A 17,044-nucleotide genomic window follows, 5' to 3' on the forward strand; every position below is an offset into this window, starting at 1 on the left:
TCCTTAGGTTGCCAGCTCAGTGAGCTTGTCGGCTTTACGGATATTCACACAACAGGCTTTGAACTCGGGAATGGTGGTATTCGGGTCACCAACGAAAGGCGTGAGCCTGTTGGTGGCGTCACCGGTCCCGGGAGTCGTCCAGCCGAAGCAGAACGGCATACCTATTTCATGAATGATCTGACCATGAATCAGAAGCGGACGCATGCGGATAGTGACCATGGCAATGGCCTCGACCTTGCCGCGGATACTCTCGACGATCACCCCGTCACCGTTCTTGATGCCCTTTTCCTGCGCCAGTTCCGGGCTCATCTCAACATACAGCTGAGGCTCGGCTTCAAGCAGGTTCGGGATGTTTCGGGTCTCGCCGCCGCCGCACCAGTGCTCCGTCAGGCTGTACGTAGTCAGCACGATGGGGAACTTGGGATCGGCAGGCTTGGCCAGTTTGTCCATGTTGCTGGAAGTGAACTTGTAAACCGGGCTGCTGAGCTGCTTGGAGAACTTGTTCACATTCACAGGCGTCTCGACCGGTTCGTAGTGTTCGGAGAACGGACCGTCCATACGACCAGGGCCGTAAAGCTGACCGAAACCGTGCTTGGACATGATGAACGGGTACCGTCCCTTGCCGGTGGCCATGGGCGGCCATCCGCCATCAGGCACATCGCCAACCCACTTGCCGTCCTTCCATTCGATGACAGCCTTGGCCGGGTTGTAGGGCTTGCCGTTCAGATCCACGGAAGCGCGGTTGTACAGGATGCGCCGGTTGACGGGCCAACACCAGGACCAGTTGGGGAACAGACCGATGTTCTTCTGCATTTCGGTCTGAGAGGTGCTACGGCGCTTGGCCTTGTTACCGTCTTCTTCAGTGTAACTTCCGGCGTAGAGCCAGTTGAGGCTGCTGGTGGAACCGTCGTCGCCCAGGGCGGTGAAGGACGGGACCTGCTGCCCCTTCTTATACATCTTGCCCTTGATCTCGACATCCTTGGTGAAGCGACCATTGATGCGCTGACACAAATCATCAGGATCATAGGTTTCCGGGTAATCCAGCCAGGTAACGGCCTCAGGGAGCTTCCCGCCTTCCTTTTCGTACAGCTTCTTCACTCGGGACATGAAGCCGCAGAACATATCGCCGAAGGGCTTGGATTCGAACGCGGGCTTGACCACCTGGTAATGCCAGAGCAGCCAACGGCCGGAGTTGGTGACGGAGCCGTCTTTTTCCAGACGATGGGCGGAAGGCAGCAAGAATACCTCGGTTTTGATCTTTTTCGGATCAACCCCGGGACGGTGCCAGTTGTCCGTGGTCTCGGAATGATGAAGCTCGGAAGTGACCAGCCACTCCAGGTTGTCCAGGGCCTTTCTGACCTTGTTAGTGTTGGGCACACTGTTCATGGGGTTCAGACCGATGATGATGCCGCCCCGGATTTTATTTTGGTACATCCGATCGAACAGGAACATATAGGAATAGTCTTCGCCCTTTTCGATCTTGGGGAGCAGTTCATAACAAAAGCCGTTTTCCTTGGTGGCCTTGTCGCCGTACCAGGCCTTCAGCAGGCTGGCAAAGTACTTGGGCTTGTGCTGCCACCAGTTGGCGGACTGCGGATCGCTGCTCACCGGGGTATTGCCCTTGATGTATTCGTCATAGGTCTGCCAGCCGTTGTGCGGCATGGCCATGTATCCGGGAATGATGTGGTACAGCAAGGTATGGTCAGTGGAACCCTGAACGTTCGGTTCGCCGCGCAGGGCATTGATGCCGCCGCCAGCCACGCCGATATTACCCAGCAGAAGCTGGATGATACCGGCTGAACGAATGTTCTGCACGCCCACGGTATGCTGAGTCCAGCCAAGGGCATACATGACGGTTCCGGCCTTGTCCGGCTGTCCGGTCGCGGCAAAGGCCTTGTAGACCTTCAAGAGGTTTTCCTTGGTAACGCCAGTGGTGGAAGAAACGGTTTCCAGGTCATAGCGCGAGTAGTGGTGTTTGAGGAGCTGGAACACGCACCTGGGGTTCTTCAAGCTCTTGTCGCGCTTGGGAACACCGTTGGCATCCATCTCGAATCCCCACTTGCTCTTGTCGTAGGTCCGGCTCTTTTCATCGTAACCGGTGAAAAGCCCGTCCTTGAAGCCGAAATCCTTGCCAACGACGAGCGCGGCATTGGTGTATTCGACAATGTATTCCTTGAAATACTTTTCGTTATCAACGATGTACTTGATCATGCCCCCAAGGAAGGCGATATCCGTACCGGACCGCAAGGGAACATGGAAATCCGACCGTGCGGAAGTGCGGGAGAACTTCGGGTCCACATGCATAACAGTGGCGCCCTTGTCCTTGGCCTGCAATACCCACTTGAATGAAATCGGATGATGTTCGGCAGCATTACTGCCCATTATGAGGATTGAATCGGCATTCTTGATGTCGATCCAGTGGTTGGTCATCGCACCGCGTCCGAACGACTCTCCCAGAGCCGCAACAGTTGCGCTGTGTCAGATCCTTGCCTGGTGGTCCATGTGGACGACACCGAGGCTGCGCATGGCTTGGTGGGCGATGGCGCATTCCTCGTTGCCTGCATGGGAGGTGCCCAGCAGGAACATGGATTCGAGACGGTTGACCGTATCGCCCTTCTTGTTCTTAAGGATAATGTCCTTGTCGCGAGTGTCCTTGATGCGCCGCGCTATGCGGTCCAGCATCCAGTCCCAGCTCTTTTCTTCCCACTTATCACTGTAGGGAGCACGGTACAGGGGCTTTTGCAGTCTGTGGTGACTGGTGGTCATGGTGAACATGGCCGCGCCCTTTGCACACAAAGACCCCTCGTTGATGGGATAGTCCGGGTCGCCCTCTGTATTAACGAGCTTGCCGTCCTTGACATAACCGATAATGTGGCAGCTCACCGAACAGAACGGGCAAACAGTCACAACCTCTTTTGCGCCGGAGATCTTGAGATCTGCTGCGTAGGCCTTGACCGGAGACAAATTGACTCCGAGCTGACCGAGGGTGAGACACGCCGCTCCAGAGCCTGCGAGCTTCATAAAGCTTCGGCGGTCGAGTTTCATACCTATGGCCTCCTTGATATACGCCGCGCAGTATGCTGCCCGGCTGTTTCAGCCTTGAACGATATGCTCAAGCAATGGAACCATATCATTAAAATCAATAATTTCAATATGTTATATTTAACACATTGAAGACAGAACTACATCTCTCCGTCGTAAGGTTCCAGAGAAAACGGAAGTAATTCATGACTTTTGGAAAGCGCGTAGGACTCAACCTCCTGGTACCAACGGTCATAGCTCTGGGCGATAACGAGACCAAAAGGAGTAAGGTGATATCCGGCACGTCTGTTGTCCGCTCGCTCAATAAGCTTTTGACCGATCAATTCCTCTGTGGTTTTGATCTTGCCCCAAGCACCTCGATAGGACATTCCGAGCGATTCGGCCGCAGCTTTCAAAGAACCGCACCGCTCCACTTTTTGTAACAATTGCAAACGACCAAGTCCGAAAAGAACGCCCTGGTTCGTTTCGAACCAAAGATGCATCCTCATGGTTGGACCGACCTGAGAAACTGATCCTTTCTCCAAAGCGTTGGTATTCGACATGACTTACCTCCCGAAACAACTTTTGGGGAATATTAAGAACGCGCTTTTCACCATCAACCTGCCACCGCCACTACTCACAACATCTATGCTGGTAAAATGCCTCTGGCCTAGCATCAGGCTTTCACCGCCGATGGTCTTGAAAAGCCCCGGCAAACGGTTACTGCGCATCAAGGATCTTCCATAAATTTCATTATGCTCATCAAGACATAAAAAACTTATTGTATAATGAATGCATTTTTCAAATAAGCGACCACTGCACAACGATTCAGCACCGCTTTTATTTTATCCCTAAAATTCAGCGTGTTAGAAACATACAGAACAAGCCTTTCCTATGCATTGTTTTCCAGATATGTTTTTAACTCATTATGTCAGCCCGTTACAAAGAATCCATATATTTCACTTCATCAACAAATAGTGGTGCCAAACTGTGGTCAAGTTGGCAAAGCTGTTATCATACCGCCTTCAACAATAGACTTCATATCTGTTTGAAATAGATATTATCGATGCCAACCTGCACACCACTCCTTCAAACTACAGCATTCAGGAATAGTGCAGGTGAAAAACACGATGCCCTGCCGGTTGATAATCCGCCTGGGATCAATTCAATATATTCCGTCTTTGCGGAAACTAGAACCACACCGTTCGTAGCGCGTGACTAAACACCGGAAAGCATAACCATGGGTACACAAAACCGTGGTCACACAAACGGTGAACGGAATGCATCGGTTCGGGCTTCACTTCTCAGCGAGCTTCAAGGACGACCTAGCTGACTATCCCTATGATCTGAATTTGCAGGCAAAAACAATGAGCGCAAGAATTCGACGGTACACCCTGATGCCGATGACCCCGAACCGACTTGGCAGCCCTTGGAGCGGCCCACACTCCACTAGGGACAGTGGAACCGATCTTGAAAAAACCTAGATCATAACTGTGGAACTACACGTTTGATGGGACCGAGAAGCTTGGCAACACGACTGGCGGACGGGCTGGGCACCTCGCTGGCTCCGCCTGCAGTCTCGAAAGTATAGAACAGATCGGGATCGATAGACCGCGCCACAGCGAGAAGCTGCTTCATGTCCTTGCGCTTGCAGACCACGAACTGGACGGTAACAGGGCCCAGTGACCCCTCACCCGCCACCGTGGTGATCATGAAACCGGCCTGGCGGACCGCACAGGCAATATCCTGCCCCTTCCAGGCAGAAATGATCCGAACAACGACATTGCCCAGTGCCAACTTCTTTTCGGCCATGATGCCGACGACGTTGCCGCAGGCAAAACCGACCGCATAGAAAACTCCGAGCAACGGCTCGTCGCCGACCTTGAGCAGGACAGCGGAAGTGCCGAAAACCCACAAAGTCATCTCCAGACAACCAAGATAAAATGCAGCCCGGGATTCCCCAAGCACGGTCACCATGGTTCGGACGGTGCCGATTGTCAGCACAGCCACTTCGGCGAGAAATATAAGTATCCCAAGAAAAAGGACATCTATCGTCATTGCAAACCCTCAAAGATTGATTTGGAGAGCGTGATCTATAGACGTTTATCCCTGTGGTCAAGCGATATTATCGTGACAAAAAAAGGGCGGCTCCGAAACGGAACCGCCCTCTCGACATCATGGTGATGAACTTACTTTTTCAGCCAGCTCATCATTTCACGCAAACGGCCGCCGACTTCCTCGATCTGGGACTCGGCACCGATGCGGCGCATGGTCTTGAGGCCAACCTGGCCGGCCTTGTTATCCAGGATGAAATCGCGAGCAAACTTGCCCTGCTGGATGTCCTTGAGCACACGGCGCATCTCTTCACGGGTCTCATCGGTAATGATACGGGGGCCAGTGACATAGTCGCCGTACTCGGCGGTGTCAGAGATGGAGTAACGCATCTTGGCCATGCCACCCTCGTACATGAGGTCAATGATGAGCTTGAGCTCATGCAGGCACTCGAAATACGCAACTTCGGGCTGATACCCGGCTTCAACCAGAGTGTCGAACCCGGCCTTGCACAGCGCGGTCAGACCGCCGCAAAGCACGGCCTGCTCGCCGAACAGGTCGGTCTCGGTCTCTTCCTTGAAGGTGGTCTCGATAACACCGGAACGGGTGCCGCCGATGCCCTTGGCATAGGCCAGGGCGATATCCATGGCCTTGCCGGAGGCGTCAGTTGCAACAGCGGCCAGACAGGGAACCGCTCCGCCCTCGGTGTAGGTACGGCGCACCAGGTGGCCGGGTCCCTTGGGGGCAATCATGACGCAGTCCACGCCCTTGGGCGGCACGATCTGCTGAAAATGAACGTTGAAACCGTGGCCGAAGGCAATGACGTTGCCAGGCTCCAGGTTCGGGAGAATCTCGCTGGCAAAGACATCTGCCTGATACTGGTCAGGCAGCAGGATCATGATCATGTCGGCCTTTTTGGAAGCATCGGCCACGGACATGGGCTCGAAGCCGTGTTCCTTGGCAAGGTCATAGTTGGGGCCGCCGGGGCGCTGGGCCACGATGACGTTGATGCCGGAATCACGCAGATTCTGCGCATGGGCGTGACCCTGGCTGCCGTAGCCGACGATGGCCACGGTTTTATCTTTCAACAAGTTCAGGTCCGCGTCTTTCTCGTAATACACTTTCATGGGAATATCTCCTCGATATTTTTTGCCCTGCTGGGCCGCAATCGCTCGATTTATATAAACATGTGCAAAACCCGGGCGAGAGGCTGCCGCCCCTGGCCCGGAAAATCACCTGGTTGCGAATTATAGGTCGATCTGCATGGAACGCTGCATGGCAACGTTCCCGGTGCGGGCGATCTCTTTGATACCGAAACGGGTGAGCAAGTTGACGAGTGCGCCGATCTTGCCTTGGTCACCCGTAACCTCAATGGTCACTTCGTCGACGCTGACGTCTACAACCTTGCACCTGAAGATGTCAACAATACGCAAAATTTCCGCGCGTTTTGAATCCTCTGCATTGACCTTGAGCAAGACCATTTCGCGATCAACGGACTTCAGTTCAGTGAGATCCTTGACTTTTATGGTGGGAACAAGTTTTCGAAGCTGCTTGACGATCTGTTCAACGATGGCATCGTCGCCCTCGGCCACTATGGTCATGAGAGAGACGTCCTTTTCCAGCGTGGGAGCCACGTTCAGGGAATAGATATTAAAGCCGCGGCCGGAGAACAGCCCGGCCACACGGGACAGAACACCCGGTTCATTTTCGACCATCACGGAAAGTGTATGTTTGCTCATCATGATCTCCTAGACCAGCAGCATCTCGGTCAGCGACGCTCCGGCCGGGACCATGGGATAGACGTTCTCTTCCTTTTCCACGCGGATGTCCACGATGACCGGCTTGTCCACCTCAAAGGCCTGGCGCAGGGTCGATTCCACGTCCTTCTTCTCGGTCACCCGAAATCCGACAGCCCCGTAGGCCTCGGCCAACTTGACGAAATCGGGCTGGGCGTCCATGCAGGTGGCGCAGTAATTCTTCTCGTAGAAGAGCTCCTGCCACTGGCGGACCATCCCGAGGTAGCCGTTGTTGAGGATGACGATCTTCACGGGCAATTTGTTACAGACCGCGGTCATCATTTCCTGGATGCACATCTGGATGGAACCGTCACCGGCAATGTCGATGACCAGTTTGTCGGGGAAAGCGCGCTGTGCGCCCAGGGCCGCCGGAAATCCGTAACCCATGGTGCCCAGACCGCCAGAGGTCAGCAGCGTGTTTGGCCGGGTATACTTGTAGAACTGGGCCGCCCACATCTGGTTCTGGCCGACTTCCGTGGCGATAATCGCATCACCCTTGGTGATTTCATAAATTTTTTCGACAACGTACTGCGGCTTGATGCTCGAGCCGTCATCATTGTAGGTGAGCGGATGCTCCTTGGCCCATGCCTGTACCGTGTCCACCCACTCCTTGTGATTGCCAGCCCAATCAAAATCACCGAATGTCGCCTCGGTCTCCTTTTTGAGCGCGGCCAAAGCGGGCTTGCAATCCGCAACCAACGGCACATGGACCGACACGTTCTTCTGGATGGAAGTCGGATCCACATCAATATGCACGATAGTCGCGTTAGGTGCGAAGGTATCCACCTTGCCCGTCACACGATCATCGAACCGCGCACCAACAGCCAGGAGCAAATCGCAGTTGTTCACCGCCATGTTGGCGGCATAGGTGCCGTGCATGCCGAGCATCCCCAGGAACAGGTCGTCGTCCCCGGGAAAAGCGCCCAAGCCCATGAGGGTAGAGGTTACCGGAATGTTTAGCTTTTGTCCCAACCAGGTAAGCTCATCGTGGCTCCCTGAGGTAATGACGCCGCCGCCGGAATAAAAAAGCGGTTTCTTGGCGTTTTTCAACAGCTTGACCACCTTGCGAACCTGCCCGATGTGCGGTTTTTTGGTCGGTTTGTAGCTGCGCATGGACACTTCTTCAGGATAATTGAACTCGGCCACCTGCTGTTGGACATCCTTGGGCAGATCCACCAGGACCGGACCGGGACGCCCCGAACGAGCGAGATAAAAAGCCTGCTTGATGGTGGTGGCCAGATCCTCGATATCCTGCACCAGGTAATTGTGCTTGGTGCACGGCCTGGTGATACCGACGATGTCCACCTCTTGAAAGGCGTCGTTGCCGATCAGGGCCCGGGGTACCTGACCGGTAAAAATGACGACCGGAATGGAATCGGCATACGCCGTTGCAATGCCGGTAACCGTATTGGTGGCTCCGGGACCGGAAGTGACAAGACATACCCCTACCTGCCCGGTGGCCCTGGCATAACCGTCAGCAGCATGAATCGCGCCCTGCTCGTGACGCACTAGAATATGCTCGACAGACGACTTGGGTATCTCATCATAAATGTCGATCACGGCTCCCCCGGGGAAACCGAACATGACATCAACACCTTCCATTTCCAGACTCTTGAGAAGGATCTGGGCCCCGGTCAATTTCATACTATGCCTCCGATTCGCGATATGCTTTGAGCAGACCCAACAACGTGGTCTTGCCGGCCAGCTTCTTCTTCTTGAGTTCCTTCACTTCCTGGATCTCAGTGGGAGACAGATAGGTCTTGGATTCAAGCTTATCCAGCATCTTTTCGTACGTGATATGTTGTTCCCACAGAGCCTTGATTTGCGTATCTTCGGCCCCGTACTTCTCAATGAGTTCAAGGTCTTTGGCTTCCATGTGCAGCTCCTTTTTACAGGTTATCGCGTTCAACCCCCTGAAAGAAGACTCTTCCAGTCCGGCTCGACCGCGGTATTGAGTATCAGACGTTTTCTCCGGTTTGTATACCCGGATACGATCACAACCTGATTTTTTTTCAATTTCAACAACTCAGCCAGAAATTTCACCAACCCCTTGTTGGCCTTGTTATCCACGGCCGGAGCATTGAGGCGTATTTTCAAGCACTCCTGGTACTCACCGGCAATCTCGTTCTTCTTTGCTCCCGGCTGCGCCCATACGTCCAGACACCACCCTTCTTCATCCCGGCTGACAAATACTGGTCTGGAAATAACCCTTCCCCGCCCTACTCGGCTTTTTTCAGATACTTGAGCTTGGACTCGATCTCCTCGATCTTGTCCCGCTCGGGATTGCTCATCTCCAACATCTCCAGATGCGAGTTGAGCAGACCTTTGAGCTGGATCTCGAACTGGGTCCGGGTCCGCTTCAGGGATTCTATTTCCTCGTGCATCTGAGCCAGACGGCTGTGCCCCTTCTGGACAGTGGCGTCCGCCCTGGTCCGCGCCTCATCCAGAATGAGCTGCGCCTCCTTGCTGGCTGCCACCTTGAGATCATCCACTATCTTCTGGGTGGACATGAGGGTGTCACGCAGGGTTTCGTCACGCTGACGGTACTCCTTCAGGGATACTTCCAATCGCTTGATCTTCTTGCGCATTTCCTTCTGAGTATCAATGGCATCCCCCATGACTTCGGCCAATTCCAAAAGGAACTGATCCACCTCCATGCGGGAATAGCCGAACATGCTCCGCGAAAACTGCTTGTTGAGCAAATCGATTTTGGAAACCGTCATGACAGTCCTCCTGGTCGTTGACTACATTGGTATGCCGCTGCCTATGGAATAGGCCAACCGCATAAGATTGCCCACAACGACGATCTGGCACACCTTGATGGCCAGAATGACGACGAGGGGCGAAAGGTCGATACCACCTACAACGGCAAAGGGAATCCATCTTCGAATCTTGTAAAAGACAGGCTCCGTAACACCGCGCAGGAAACGCACAATGGGATTGTACGGATCCGGGTTCACCCAAGAAAGAAGAGCGGATATTATGACGATCCAGAAATAGGCGGTGAGAACAATATCAAGAACAGTTGCGATAGCTCGGACAATCAAGTCCATGAGGCCTCCATGTGGCGTGGCACACAATGCACGCCATTAATATCAATGATGGTAATTTCGCACACAGAATAGCAAGAATCAAGTCCTAATACGTGAGAGAGTTTCCTTTATAACAACGCTGCATAGCGGCCCTGATGTCCCAAAAGTTCTCTATGTGAACCTCGGCGGACAATCTCGAATCCCTATACGCCCAGAAACGGACTCCTGCCGCCTGTGCCGCCTTCTGGTCGACAATGGAGTCGCCGATATAGGCCACTTCATGCGGCCGAACGCCGTGCTCATGCATAATCCTGTACAATCCCTCCGGATGCGGCTTGGGAAGACTGACCTTGCAGGAGGTGATGACCGGATGAAAAAAGCCCTCCAAATCCATCATCTCCAGAATCATGTCCATGGATTGGCCTCGGCTGGTGTTGACGGCCAGACCGAACCCCATGCCGCGAAGCCAGCACAAAAACTCGCGTATACCGATTGATCGCTTGAGGTATTGCTGCAGGGAAGCGGAATCGAACCCTCCGATAATCTCGAACGCCCGATCAACCTGATCGGCCGAAACGATATGTCGGACGGCCTCGTTATGCGTCCGTGTATGCACGAACACCTTCTCCGCATCCGTCATGGGCGGTAGGCCAAGCTGCTCCTTGATCGCCCCATAGTAACGCATGTTGGCCTCGTAGGAATCGATGAGCACCCCGTCGTTGTCAAAGACAATGGTCTTAAGACCCTCCAACAGGCGGGGGTTCATTATCGGGTTGGCAAGCGCCATGAATATCTCCTGATGCTATTTGAGGATTGCAACGGTCAATTCCCTGAGGGCCATGGGCATATTCTTCGGCTCACTGCGACGGCAGCCGAATTTCCATGCAGGCAGCGTGGCGATAAAACACCCTTCCTCATCTTCCTTGAACTCGATGCCGTATTCCTCCCACACCCCGAAAATCTCGGGATCGGCACAGACCAGCACCGTGTCCTCCGGGACAAAGGCGGGCAACGCCTCGATGACCCGCTGCCAGGGCAGAGGGATCTCCTGACCGTCCGAAGCTCCACCGGTATGACTCATGGCGTTTCCAAGAGAAGTCACCCGCTCATTGAGGCGATCGTCCTCGTCCACACCCAAAGACTGATCCATGGAGTCCCAACCGTTTCTGATACCCTGCTCCAAGCCCACCAGTTCCATGATGCGCTCCTCGAAAAACCAGGCCAGGAGCAGAACGAACTGCGCCTTGGAGCGCGCCTCACGTTCCTCACGGTCATCCTTAGTCCCTTGCCCGTCGTCAAATTGGCGGGTCAACTGGGCCTGGATGGACATGGAAGAACCTTCGTAGAAATCATCGGCAGTGTATGCCCCGAAATAGGCCATTTCGGCAGGGTCCTTGAACTGCTCACCGAAATTGATGCAGTCGTTGAGCAGTGAACGGGAGGTTTTGGGGTCCAAAGGCAGCCCTTCTGGCCGAAAAGCGTTGTCACCCGGCTCATCCAACAGGCCCGGATCGAAAAAAGTAAGCCCTTCCAGCTCGTCGCCCGACCACAATTCGGGATGCATGTAAGGGAAAGACAGCAGCATATATTTTCTCCTTAGCTTCTATTCTTCGTCAGTTTCGGCAAGATAATGACGGCACCTGCCTTCACATTTCGGCAGTGCCACGATGCAGACGCCGTGCAAATGATTGAGGCAGGCCGGAGCCTGGGCCCCATGATCATAGAGATACCGCTGACAGTGAAAGACGTCACGGGCCATCCGTTGGAACTGACGGGCCCAGATATCCGGGACGGCACTCTCCTCGACGCCGAAACAGTCGGCCCGGCTCAAAAAATCATCATAGGCCGATTCCCACCGGGCAGTCACCTGGCAGCGCCAGGACTGGGTATACCCGGGGTTGAGCTGCTCTTCGTAAAGGCAGCGGCCATTGAGACAATACCGGCAACCGTCGCCGGGCAATCGAGTGATTCTGCCCATTCCAGCCCTTGATGCAATTTGTGCGAGAAGCCCGACACAGGCAGCACATTGATTTTAAATACTCAATTGGGATGGTGTAAGGCCCGGCCACCCAATTGTAAAGGGTCAAACCCTGCTTTTCCGGACTGGGGCCAATTCAAGGAAATGAGTCACTGTCCTTGACTGGGCAATGGGGCAGGTGTATAGCCTCGGACATCGTACTATCATAAGACATTCACCCAATTGGAGGCTATATATGATCGGCGGATTCGGAGTATGGGAACTCTTGATTATTCTCGTTATCGTCCTGGTCATCTTCGGTGCCAAGAAATTGCCTGAAATCGGCGGCGGCATCGGCAAAGCGATCAGCAACTTCAAAAGGGCAAGCAGCGAACCCGACGAGATCGACGTCACGCCGAAAGCTGAGAAATCCGAAGAAGACAAGAAGGACAGCTAGAATCGTCCTGAATTCAATACAGTTTGAAGCCCGGTTGCACAGCAGCCGGGCTTTTTCATTGCCTGCCCTCTTCTCAAGGCAGATGGTGCGGTGAACGCGAACGCCTGCCGGAATGGATGAACAACGATCAAACGGGATTGAAATTCCCGCCAAGGGCATTAGAACCGCGTCAAAAAAATCCCGGCAGTGATCAGGGAACAGTCCACATGGGGCCGCCAGACAGCCCGCCCAGACGTTACTTGGCACCGCCCTCGGTCAGGTGGAAACTCAATCCGCGCTGAGGAAGAAAGGAATTGAGCAGCGTATTCAACCTGTCCTGGTTCAGTATTACCAAGCTCCAGGTCGCACCGACGCCGGTGGACTGCATATCCAAATCCACAAGCTCTGCATTCTGAACGGCGGCATCCCATTTCTTGAGTATGCGATCAAATTCCATGACGCCATCCGGCGAAAACCAACCGGAAACGACCAACGACTGTCCAGTGCTTCTGGCGACCGCAGACTGGGGCCGATTGAAAAATCTGGGCCAAAGTGTGAACCAGGCTGCGGCCATGTCCGCATTGATGCTGATCCACTCCTGGTCATCATAGGCCAGCCGCCCTTTATACGTCCCCTTCTCGGCGCCGTACTCCAACGCAAAGGAGGGAAACGCTCCCTCGACGATTTCAAGGCCGGTCAACGACACCAATTTCCGCACGGCGAGAATTTCCTCTCCGGAAAGGCCTTCCGGCCAACTCACCGACGCAGTCTGCACCGCCTGAGCCGTGGCAAAGAGTCCCATGCCCTTGAGGTCGTCACGCAAGGTCTTTCTATCCACCCGCACATCGAGAACAAGGCTCAACCCACTATCAAAGATCTGTGAAGAAATAATCTTGTATCCTTGGATATAGGGCTTGGCATGACCGACAAAATATTCCTTGAGCAGGGCGGCACGTTCCTCACCAAGCCCATTGGACAGCATGACCTGCGCCTCTTCAAGCACGGCCTGGGCAAAACCTTCGTCCATGGCCTGACTGCGCAACTGCATGGGAGACATTCCCTCTTCCAACGCCTTGAACACCTGCACCTGACCGGCGAACGACTGACCGGAAAAACACAAAACGCTGCAAGCCAAAAACAATAACAACAGAAAATTACGCATCATTATTCTCTTCCATCCTTTCAGGGCTGGTGGTCGGCGTGGTATCAGGCAGCATCTCCGGGGCATCCACGATGATGACGACCTTGCAACCGTTTGCAATGGAGTCGGATTTGGCAACGGCCCGCATCAGTCGGGCGTCGGATGCGGAAATAATCATGTCGGTTCTCCAGGAACCATAGGCGCTCAAGGCTTTTACCAGGAGTGGCCGGACTCCCACCCTTTCCTTCAGGATGTTGGAATTATCGGTGACGGAATACGCCACCACGCCCTTGTCCACGGCGCTCGTGCGACTTACAAGAAAGGGACCGTATGCGCCGAATCCATCCTGGCCGAAGATGACCGGAGCCAATGCAGGGGTGATCTTCAGCCCCCGTGCATCCACCACGACTCCGGTGTAGCCGCGTGTGCCGCTGCCGACCTCTTCCGGGGCGTTGTCGGCCATGGGCATGCCTTGCGCCATGGCAGTTGACAATCTCGGCGGGATACCGCTCTGAAACTGGAGGGTTGTAGGCAGTACCAGTTCAGCCAGCGGCCCCCTGAAACGCTCGGAGACCCGAACTGTTCCACCTTCGTCGAAAAGAGTCGGCCCCTGGAACAGAGAATTCTGGATAAGCCCCCGCACTTGGGCAGAAAGATCGCTGTCGCCGGACAGATAAGCGCTGACAGTCTGTTTGCCGTCGATACGCACGGACAGCACCATATCAAGCATCTGCTTGCGGGCCTGCGAAACCACTTTGCGCACGGCCAACGACGACAGAGCCTGATCCGCACCGCCCGCGTTCCCGGCCACGTCCTGGGACACGGTTATTTCACCGTTGCCCCAGGTGATGATACCGGTCGAACCGAAAGACTGCACCAGCCCTTCAAACGCCAGGGCATGTGGAGCGAAAAGCATGAATGACAATATGATGGGAACAATTAATCGAAATAACATCTGTATGGTATCCTGAAGTGTTCAAGGCCACGCACGGCCAAAGCGCTCAAAACTTCACCGCATGTATCTTGCTTGCTGGTTTTCCGCAAGCCGCTTGCCGCAGTGTAACGCCGATGCTACACTTTGAAAATACGGCAAACCAATCTCCGGGAGCAACACATGCTTATTCACTTGATGCAGCACGGTGCCTGCCTATCCAAAGAACTCAATCAGAATCAACCATTGAGCCCTGTTGGACGGGAGCAGGTGGAAAAAACCGCCAGGGCGGCACATATCCTCGGGCTGCGCTTTGAACTGGTAATTGCCAGCCCCAAGTTACGCTCCCTGCAAACAGCAGAAATCATGGCCGAAACCACAGGATATCCAGCCAAACACATCATGGTGACAGACGGGGCCAAAGCCCTTTCTCCCGCTTCAGAACTGCTTAATTACATTGGTGAATACAACGGTCTGGAATCCATACTCATCGCAGGGCACCTGCCCTCGCTGAACTCTGTAGCCTCGGCAATCCTCATGCCTGGAAAAACGCTGAACATTACCATTGAAAACGGTGGACTCATGCAACTGGACTTCACGCCGGACAAAGGAAGCGGCACCCTGAACTGGTGCCTGACACCGGCACAACTGGGCGTCATCGCAGGCAGTTAATCAACTCCGTTCGGCCAGCCACGCCTCAACCAGATCGGCAATGGCCTGGTTTTCTCCAGGAGAAAACCAGTGAATGTCGGTTTCCTTGTTGAACCAGGTGATCTGCCGTTTGGCATAGGCCCTGGTATTCCTGACCCATTGTTCACGGGCCTGATCAAGGGTCGTTTCTTCCCGCAAAAATGCCAGCAGCTCGGCACAGCCGATACCTGTCCAGCCCGGCGCATCCGGGTCCGGGCATCGCTTGAATGCGGCCCGGGCTTCGTCCACGGCCCCCTGCTCGACCATGAGGCCTATGCGTCTTGCCAGATGTGGCTCCAGGTCATTGAGAGGTATCCTCATGCCGATCTTGAGCGGCTCAAAGGGAGCAGGGGTGTGTTCGCTTTGGGTATGCCACCAGGTCATGTTCCTGCCGGTAGCCAGAAAGACCTCTGCGGCTCGGGCATTGCGCTGGGTATCGTTGGGATGAATCCTGGCTGCATATTCAGGGTCGTTGTTCACCAGTTCCCCATGCAGCGCCTGCGGCCCTTCAGAGCGGACCCTTGCAAGCACCTGCTCCCGGACCTCGGCCGAAATCTCCGGTATGGGTGCGATACCTGACAACAGCGACCTGAGGTACAGACCGGTGCCCCCCACCAGAACGGGCAGCCGACCCTGGGCGCGGACTTCCCTGATTTTATCCTCGGCCAGCTCCTTGAGCCGAGCCGCGGTCATTTTCTCTTCAGTGGAAAGAAACCCATAGAGATGGTGGGGACAAGCCGCTTTCTCGTCCTCATCCGGCTGGGCCGTAATGATCGGAAAATCGCGATATACCTGACGCGAATCAAAATTGATGACACTGGCCGGCAGACGTTCTGAAATGGCAATGGCGGCTGCTGTTTTGCCGGTGCCGGTGGGCCCCAGCAAACAAATTATGGGCGGTTTTCCGCTCATTTATGCTTTTCCCTCTTGTTGCCGGACTCGGGATTGTAACCGTATTTAACCGCCAGAGCATTGACCACCGGACCGGGAACCAGGCCGCGAACATCGCCGCCATATTGGGCCACTTCCTTGACGATGGTGGAACTCAGATACATCCACTTGAAATCGGTCATCATGAACACGGTCTCGATGCTCCGCTCCAACTTGCGATTCATCAACGCCATTTGGAATTCGTATTCGAAATCCGACACCGCGCGCAGCCCTCGCATGATGGAGCCCGCGTTGCGACTTTGCACATAATCGATCAGCAAACAATCAAACGGCTCAACAGTCACGCGAGGCTCATCCCGAAAAACTTCCTTGGCCAAGGAGACACGTTCTTCAATGGAAAAAAGGGTTTTCTTGGGGGTACTCTCGGCAATGGCAAGGATGATATTGTCAAAAACACTGAGACCGCGCCGCGTCAGACCCACATGGCCCATGGTCAGAGGATCGAAAGTGCCGGGGTACACGGCCAGCCTGGGATTCAATTTCGCCATAACAATATCCTGGTTTGACCGTATTCCCGGTCAGTTAACAATTCCATTTCTGCAATGCGTCCCGTATCCGGTGCCGTGATCGCGGTCTCGACTTCGGCCAGAATCAGCCCGCCGGGAGCAATCCACCCGTTTTCGAGAGCCTTCTCCAGAGCCGGGACAAGCAAATCCCTGCCGTAGGGGGGATCTATGAACACAAGGTCAAAGGCAGTATCCGGCCGTTTGGACAATACACCAAAAAGATCCTTGCTGACCACCATGGTGCGGTGTTTTTCCACATTCAGATCAGCCAGGTTCTTGCGAATCAGGCCAGCGGCCTTGGAACTCTTTTCGACAAACCAGGCAACTGCCGCCCCACGGCTCAGGCATTCAATGCCCAAGCTGCCGGAACCGGCAAACATGTCGATGACCCGGACCTGTGAAAAGTCTACTCCCCTGGCCATGAGCATGGAAAATATCGATTCGCGCACCTTCATGGTGGCGGGCCGGTACCCCGGCCCCTCACACGTCATGATTCTGCGTCCTTTATACTGTCCACCGACTATCCGCATG

At 54.5% G+C, this 17,044-nt stretch carries 20 protein-coding genes; 2 read left to right on the forward strand and 18 right to left on the reverse strand.

From position 1 onward, the window contains the following. Window positions 1-3: 3 nt before the first annotated feature. The 13 genes from fdnG to DWB63_RS05035 all read right to left on the reverse strand — a co-directional run bounded on the left by fdnG (window position 4) and on the right by DWB63_RS05035 (window position 11,879). Window positions 4-3,045: a formate dehydrogenase-N subunit alpha gene (fdnG, locus tag DWB63_RS04975; RefSeq protein ID WP_128327711.1), complete on the reverse strand. Its 3,042-nt coding sequence runs from the start codon at window positions 3,043-3,045 to the stop codon at window positions 4-6. 137 nt (window positions 3,046-3,182) lie between these two features. Next, window positions 3,183-3,584: a LysR family transcriptional regulator gene (locus tag DWB63_RS04980; protein ID WP_128327712.1), complete on the reverse strand. Its 402-nt coding sequence runs from the start codon at window positions 3,582-3,584 to the stop codon at window positions 3,183-3,185. A 922-nt stretch (window positions 3,585-4,506) separates the two neighbouring features. Further along, complete coding sequence (locus tag DWB63_RS04985) at window positions 4,507-5,079, reverse strand: DUF5698 domain-containing protein (protein WP_128327713.1); 573 nt, start codon at window positions 5,077-5,079, stop codon at window positions 4,507-4,509. A gap of 131 nt (window positions 5,080-5,210) precedes the next feature. Continuing rightward, window positions 5,211-6,200, reverse strand: a complete 990-nt coding sequence (gene ilvC, locus DWB63_RS04990; RefSeq protein WP_128327714.1) for a ketol-acid reductoisomerase — start codon at window positions 6,198-6,200, stop codon at window positions 5,211-5,213. A gap of 120 nt (window positions 6,201-6,320) precedes the next feature. Then, entirely contained in the window at window positions 6,321-6,812 is a 492-nt protein-coding gene (ilvN, locus tag DWB63_RS04995) for an acetolactate synthase small subunit (RefSeq protein ID WP_128327715.1), read from the reverse strand. 9 nt (window positions 6,813-6,821) lie between these two features. After that, complete coding sequence (gene ilvB / locus DWB63_RS05000) at window positions 6,822-8,513, reverse strand: biosynthetic-type acetolactate synthase large subunit (RefSeq protein WP_128327716.1); 1,692 nt, start codon at window positions 8,511-8,513, stop codon at window positions 6,822-6,824. A gap of 1 nt (window position 8,514) precedes the next feature. After that, window positions 8,515-8,745, reverse strand: a complete 231-nt coding sequence (locus DWB63_RS05005; protein WP_128327717.1) for a DUF465 domain-containing protein — start codon at window positions 8,743-8,745, stop codon at window positions 8,515-8,517. Between the two features lie 29 nt (window positions 8,746-8,774). Further along, window positions 8,775-9,074: a DUF167 domain-containing protein gene (locus tag DWB63_RS05010; protein ID WP_128327785.1), complete on the reverse strand. Its 300-nt coding sequence runs from the start codon at window positions 9,072-9,074 to the stop codon at window positions 8,775-8,777. A 14-nt stretch (window positions 9,075-9,088) separates the two neighbouring features. Then, window positions 9,089-9,592 carry a DivIVA domain-containing protein gene (locus DWB63_RS05015; RefSeq protein ID WP_128327718.1) on the reverse strand — a complete coding sequence of 168 codons (504 nt, stop codon included), beginning with the start codon at window positions 9,590-9,592 and terminating at the stop codon, window positions 9,089-9,091. A gap of 21 nt (window positions 9,593-9,613) precedes the next feature. Beyond that, a complete protein-coding gene (locus DWB63_RS05020) occupies window positions 9,614-9,922 on the reverse strand; it encodes a YggT family protein (protein WP_128327719.1) in 309 nt (102 codons plus the stop codon). Between the two features lie 85 nt (window positions 9,923-10,007). Continuing rightward, entirely contained in the window at window positions 10,008-10,688 is a 681-nt protein-coding gene (locus tag DWB63_RS05025; RefSeq protein ID WP_128327720.1) for an HAD hydrolase-like protein, read from the reverse strand. A gap of 15 nt (window positions 10,689-10,703) precedes the next feature. Continuing rightward, a complete protein-coding gene (locus DWB63_RS05030; RefSeq protein WP_128327721.1) occupies window positions 10,704-11,486 on the reverse strand; it encodes a hypothetical protein in 783 nt (260 codons plus the stop codon). Between the two features lie 18 nt (window positions 11,487-11,504). Beyond that, complete coding sequence (locus DWB63_RS05035) at window positions 11,505-11,879, reverse strand: hypothetical protein (RefSeq protein WP_128327722.1); 375 nt, start codon at window positions 11,877-11,879, stop codon at window positions 11,505-11,507. A 235-nt stretch (window positions 11,880-12,114) separates the two neighbouring features. Between DWB63_RS05035 and DWB63_RS05040 the strand changes: the two genes are divergently transcribed. Continuing rightward, the gene (locus DWB63_RS05040) at window positions 12,115-12,315 is read left to right on the forward strand and encodes a twin-arginine translocase TatA/TatE family subunit (RefSeq protein WP_206613132.1); all 201 of its coding nucleotides are present in this window, start codon (window positions 12,115-12,117) and stop codon (window positions 12,313-12,315) included. A gap of 235 nt (window positions 12,316-12,550) precedes the next feature. Here DWB63_RS05040 and DWB63_RS05045 read toward each other — a convergent pair whose 3' ends face one another. Then, window positions 12,551-13,459 carry a hypothetical protein gene (locus DWB63_RS05045; RefSeq protein ID WP_128327723.1) on the reverse strand — a complete coding sequence of 303 codons (909 nt, stop codon included), beginning with the start codon at window positions 13,457-13,459 and terminating at the stop codon, window positions 12,551-12,553. Next, a complete protein-coding gene (locus DWB63_RS05050) occupies window positions 13,449-14,351 on the reverse strand; it encodes a hypothetical protein (RefSeq protein ID WP_206613133.1) in 903 nt (300 codons plus the stop codon). The genes DWB63_RS05045 and DWB63_RS05050 overlap by 11 nt, the downstream gene beginning before the upstream one ends. 198 nt (window positions 14,352-14,549) lie before the next feature. Here DWB63_RS05050 and DWB63_RS05055 point away from each other — a divergent pair, with 198 nt between their 5' ends. After that, window positions 14,550-15,038, forward strand: coding sequence for a histidine phosphatase family protein (locus DWB63_RS05055; RefSeq protein ID WP_128327724.1), 489 nt, complete (start codon window positions 14,550-14,552; stop codon window positions 15,036-15,038). Here DWB63_RS05055 and miaA read toward each other — a convergent pair whose 3' ends face one another. Genes miaA through rsmD form a run of 3 tightly spaced genes read right to left on the reverse strand, consistent with a single transcriptional unit; the run spans window position 15,039 to window position 17,043 of the window. Then, window positions 15,039-15,968, reverse strand: coding sequence for a tRNA (adenosine(37)-N6)-dimethylallyltransferase MiaA (miaA, locus tag DWB63_RS05060; protein WP_128327725.1), 930 nt, complete (start codon window positions 15,966-15,968; stop codon window positions 15,039-15,041). Then, entirely contained in the window at window positions 15,965-16,495 is a 531-nt protein-coding gene (gene coaD, locus DWB63_RS05065; protein ID WP_128327726.1) for a pantetheine-phosphate adenylyltransferase, read from the reverse strand. The genes miaA and coaD overlap by 4 nt, the downstream gene beginning before the upstream one ends. Continuing rightward, entirely contained in the window at window positions 16,483-17,043 is a 561-nt protein-coding gene (gene rsmD / locus DWB63_RS05070; RefSeq protein WP_128327727.1) for a 16S rRNA (guanine(966)-N(2))-methyltransferase RsmD, read from the reverse strand. The genes coaD and rsmD overlap by 13 nt, the downstream gene beginning before the upstream one ends. Between the last annotated feature and the right edge of the window lies 1 nt (window position 17,044).

This window comes from Pseudodesulfovibrio sp. S3 (assembly GCF_004025585.1).
Taxonomy (GTDB): Bacteria; Desulfobacterota; Desulfovibrionia; order Desulfovibrionales; family Desulfovibrionaceae; genus Pseudodesulfovibrio.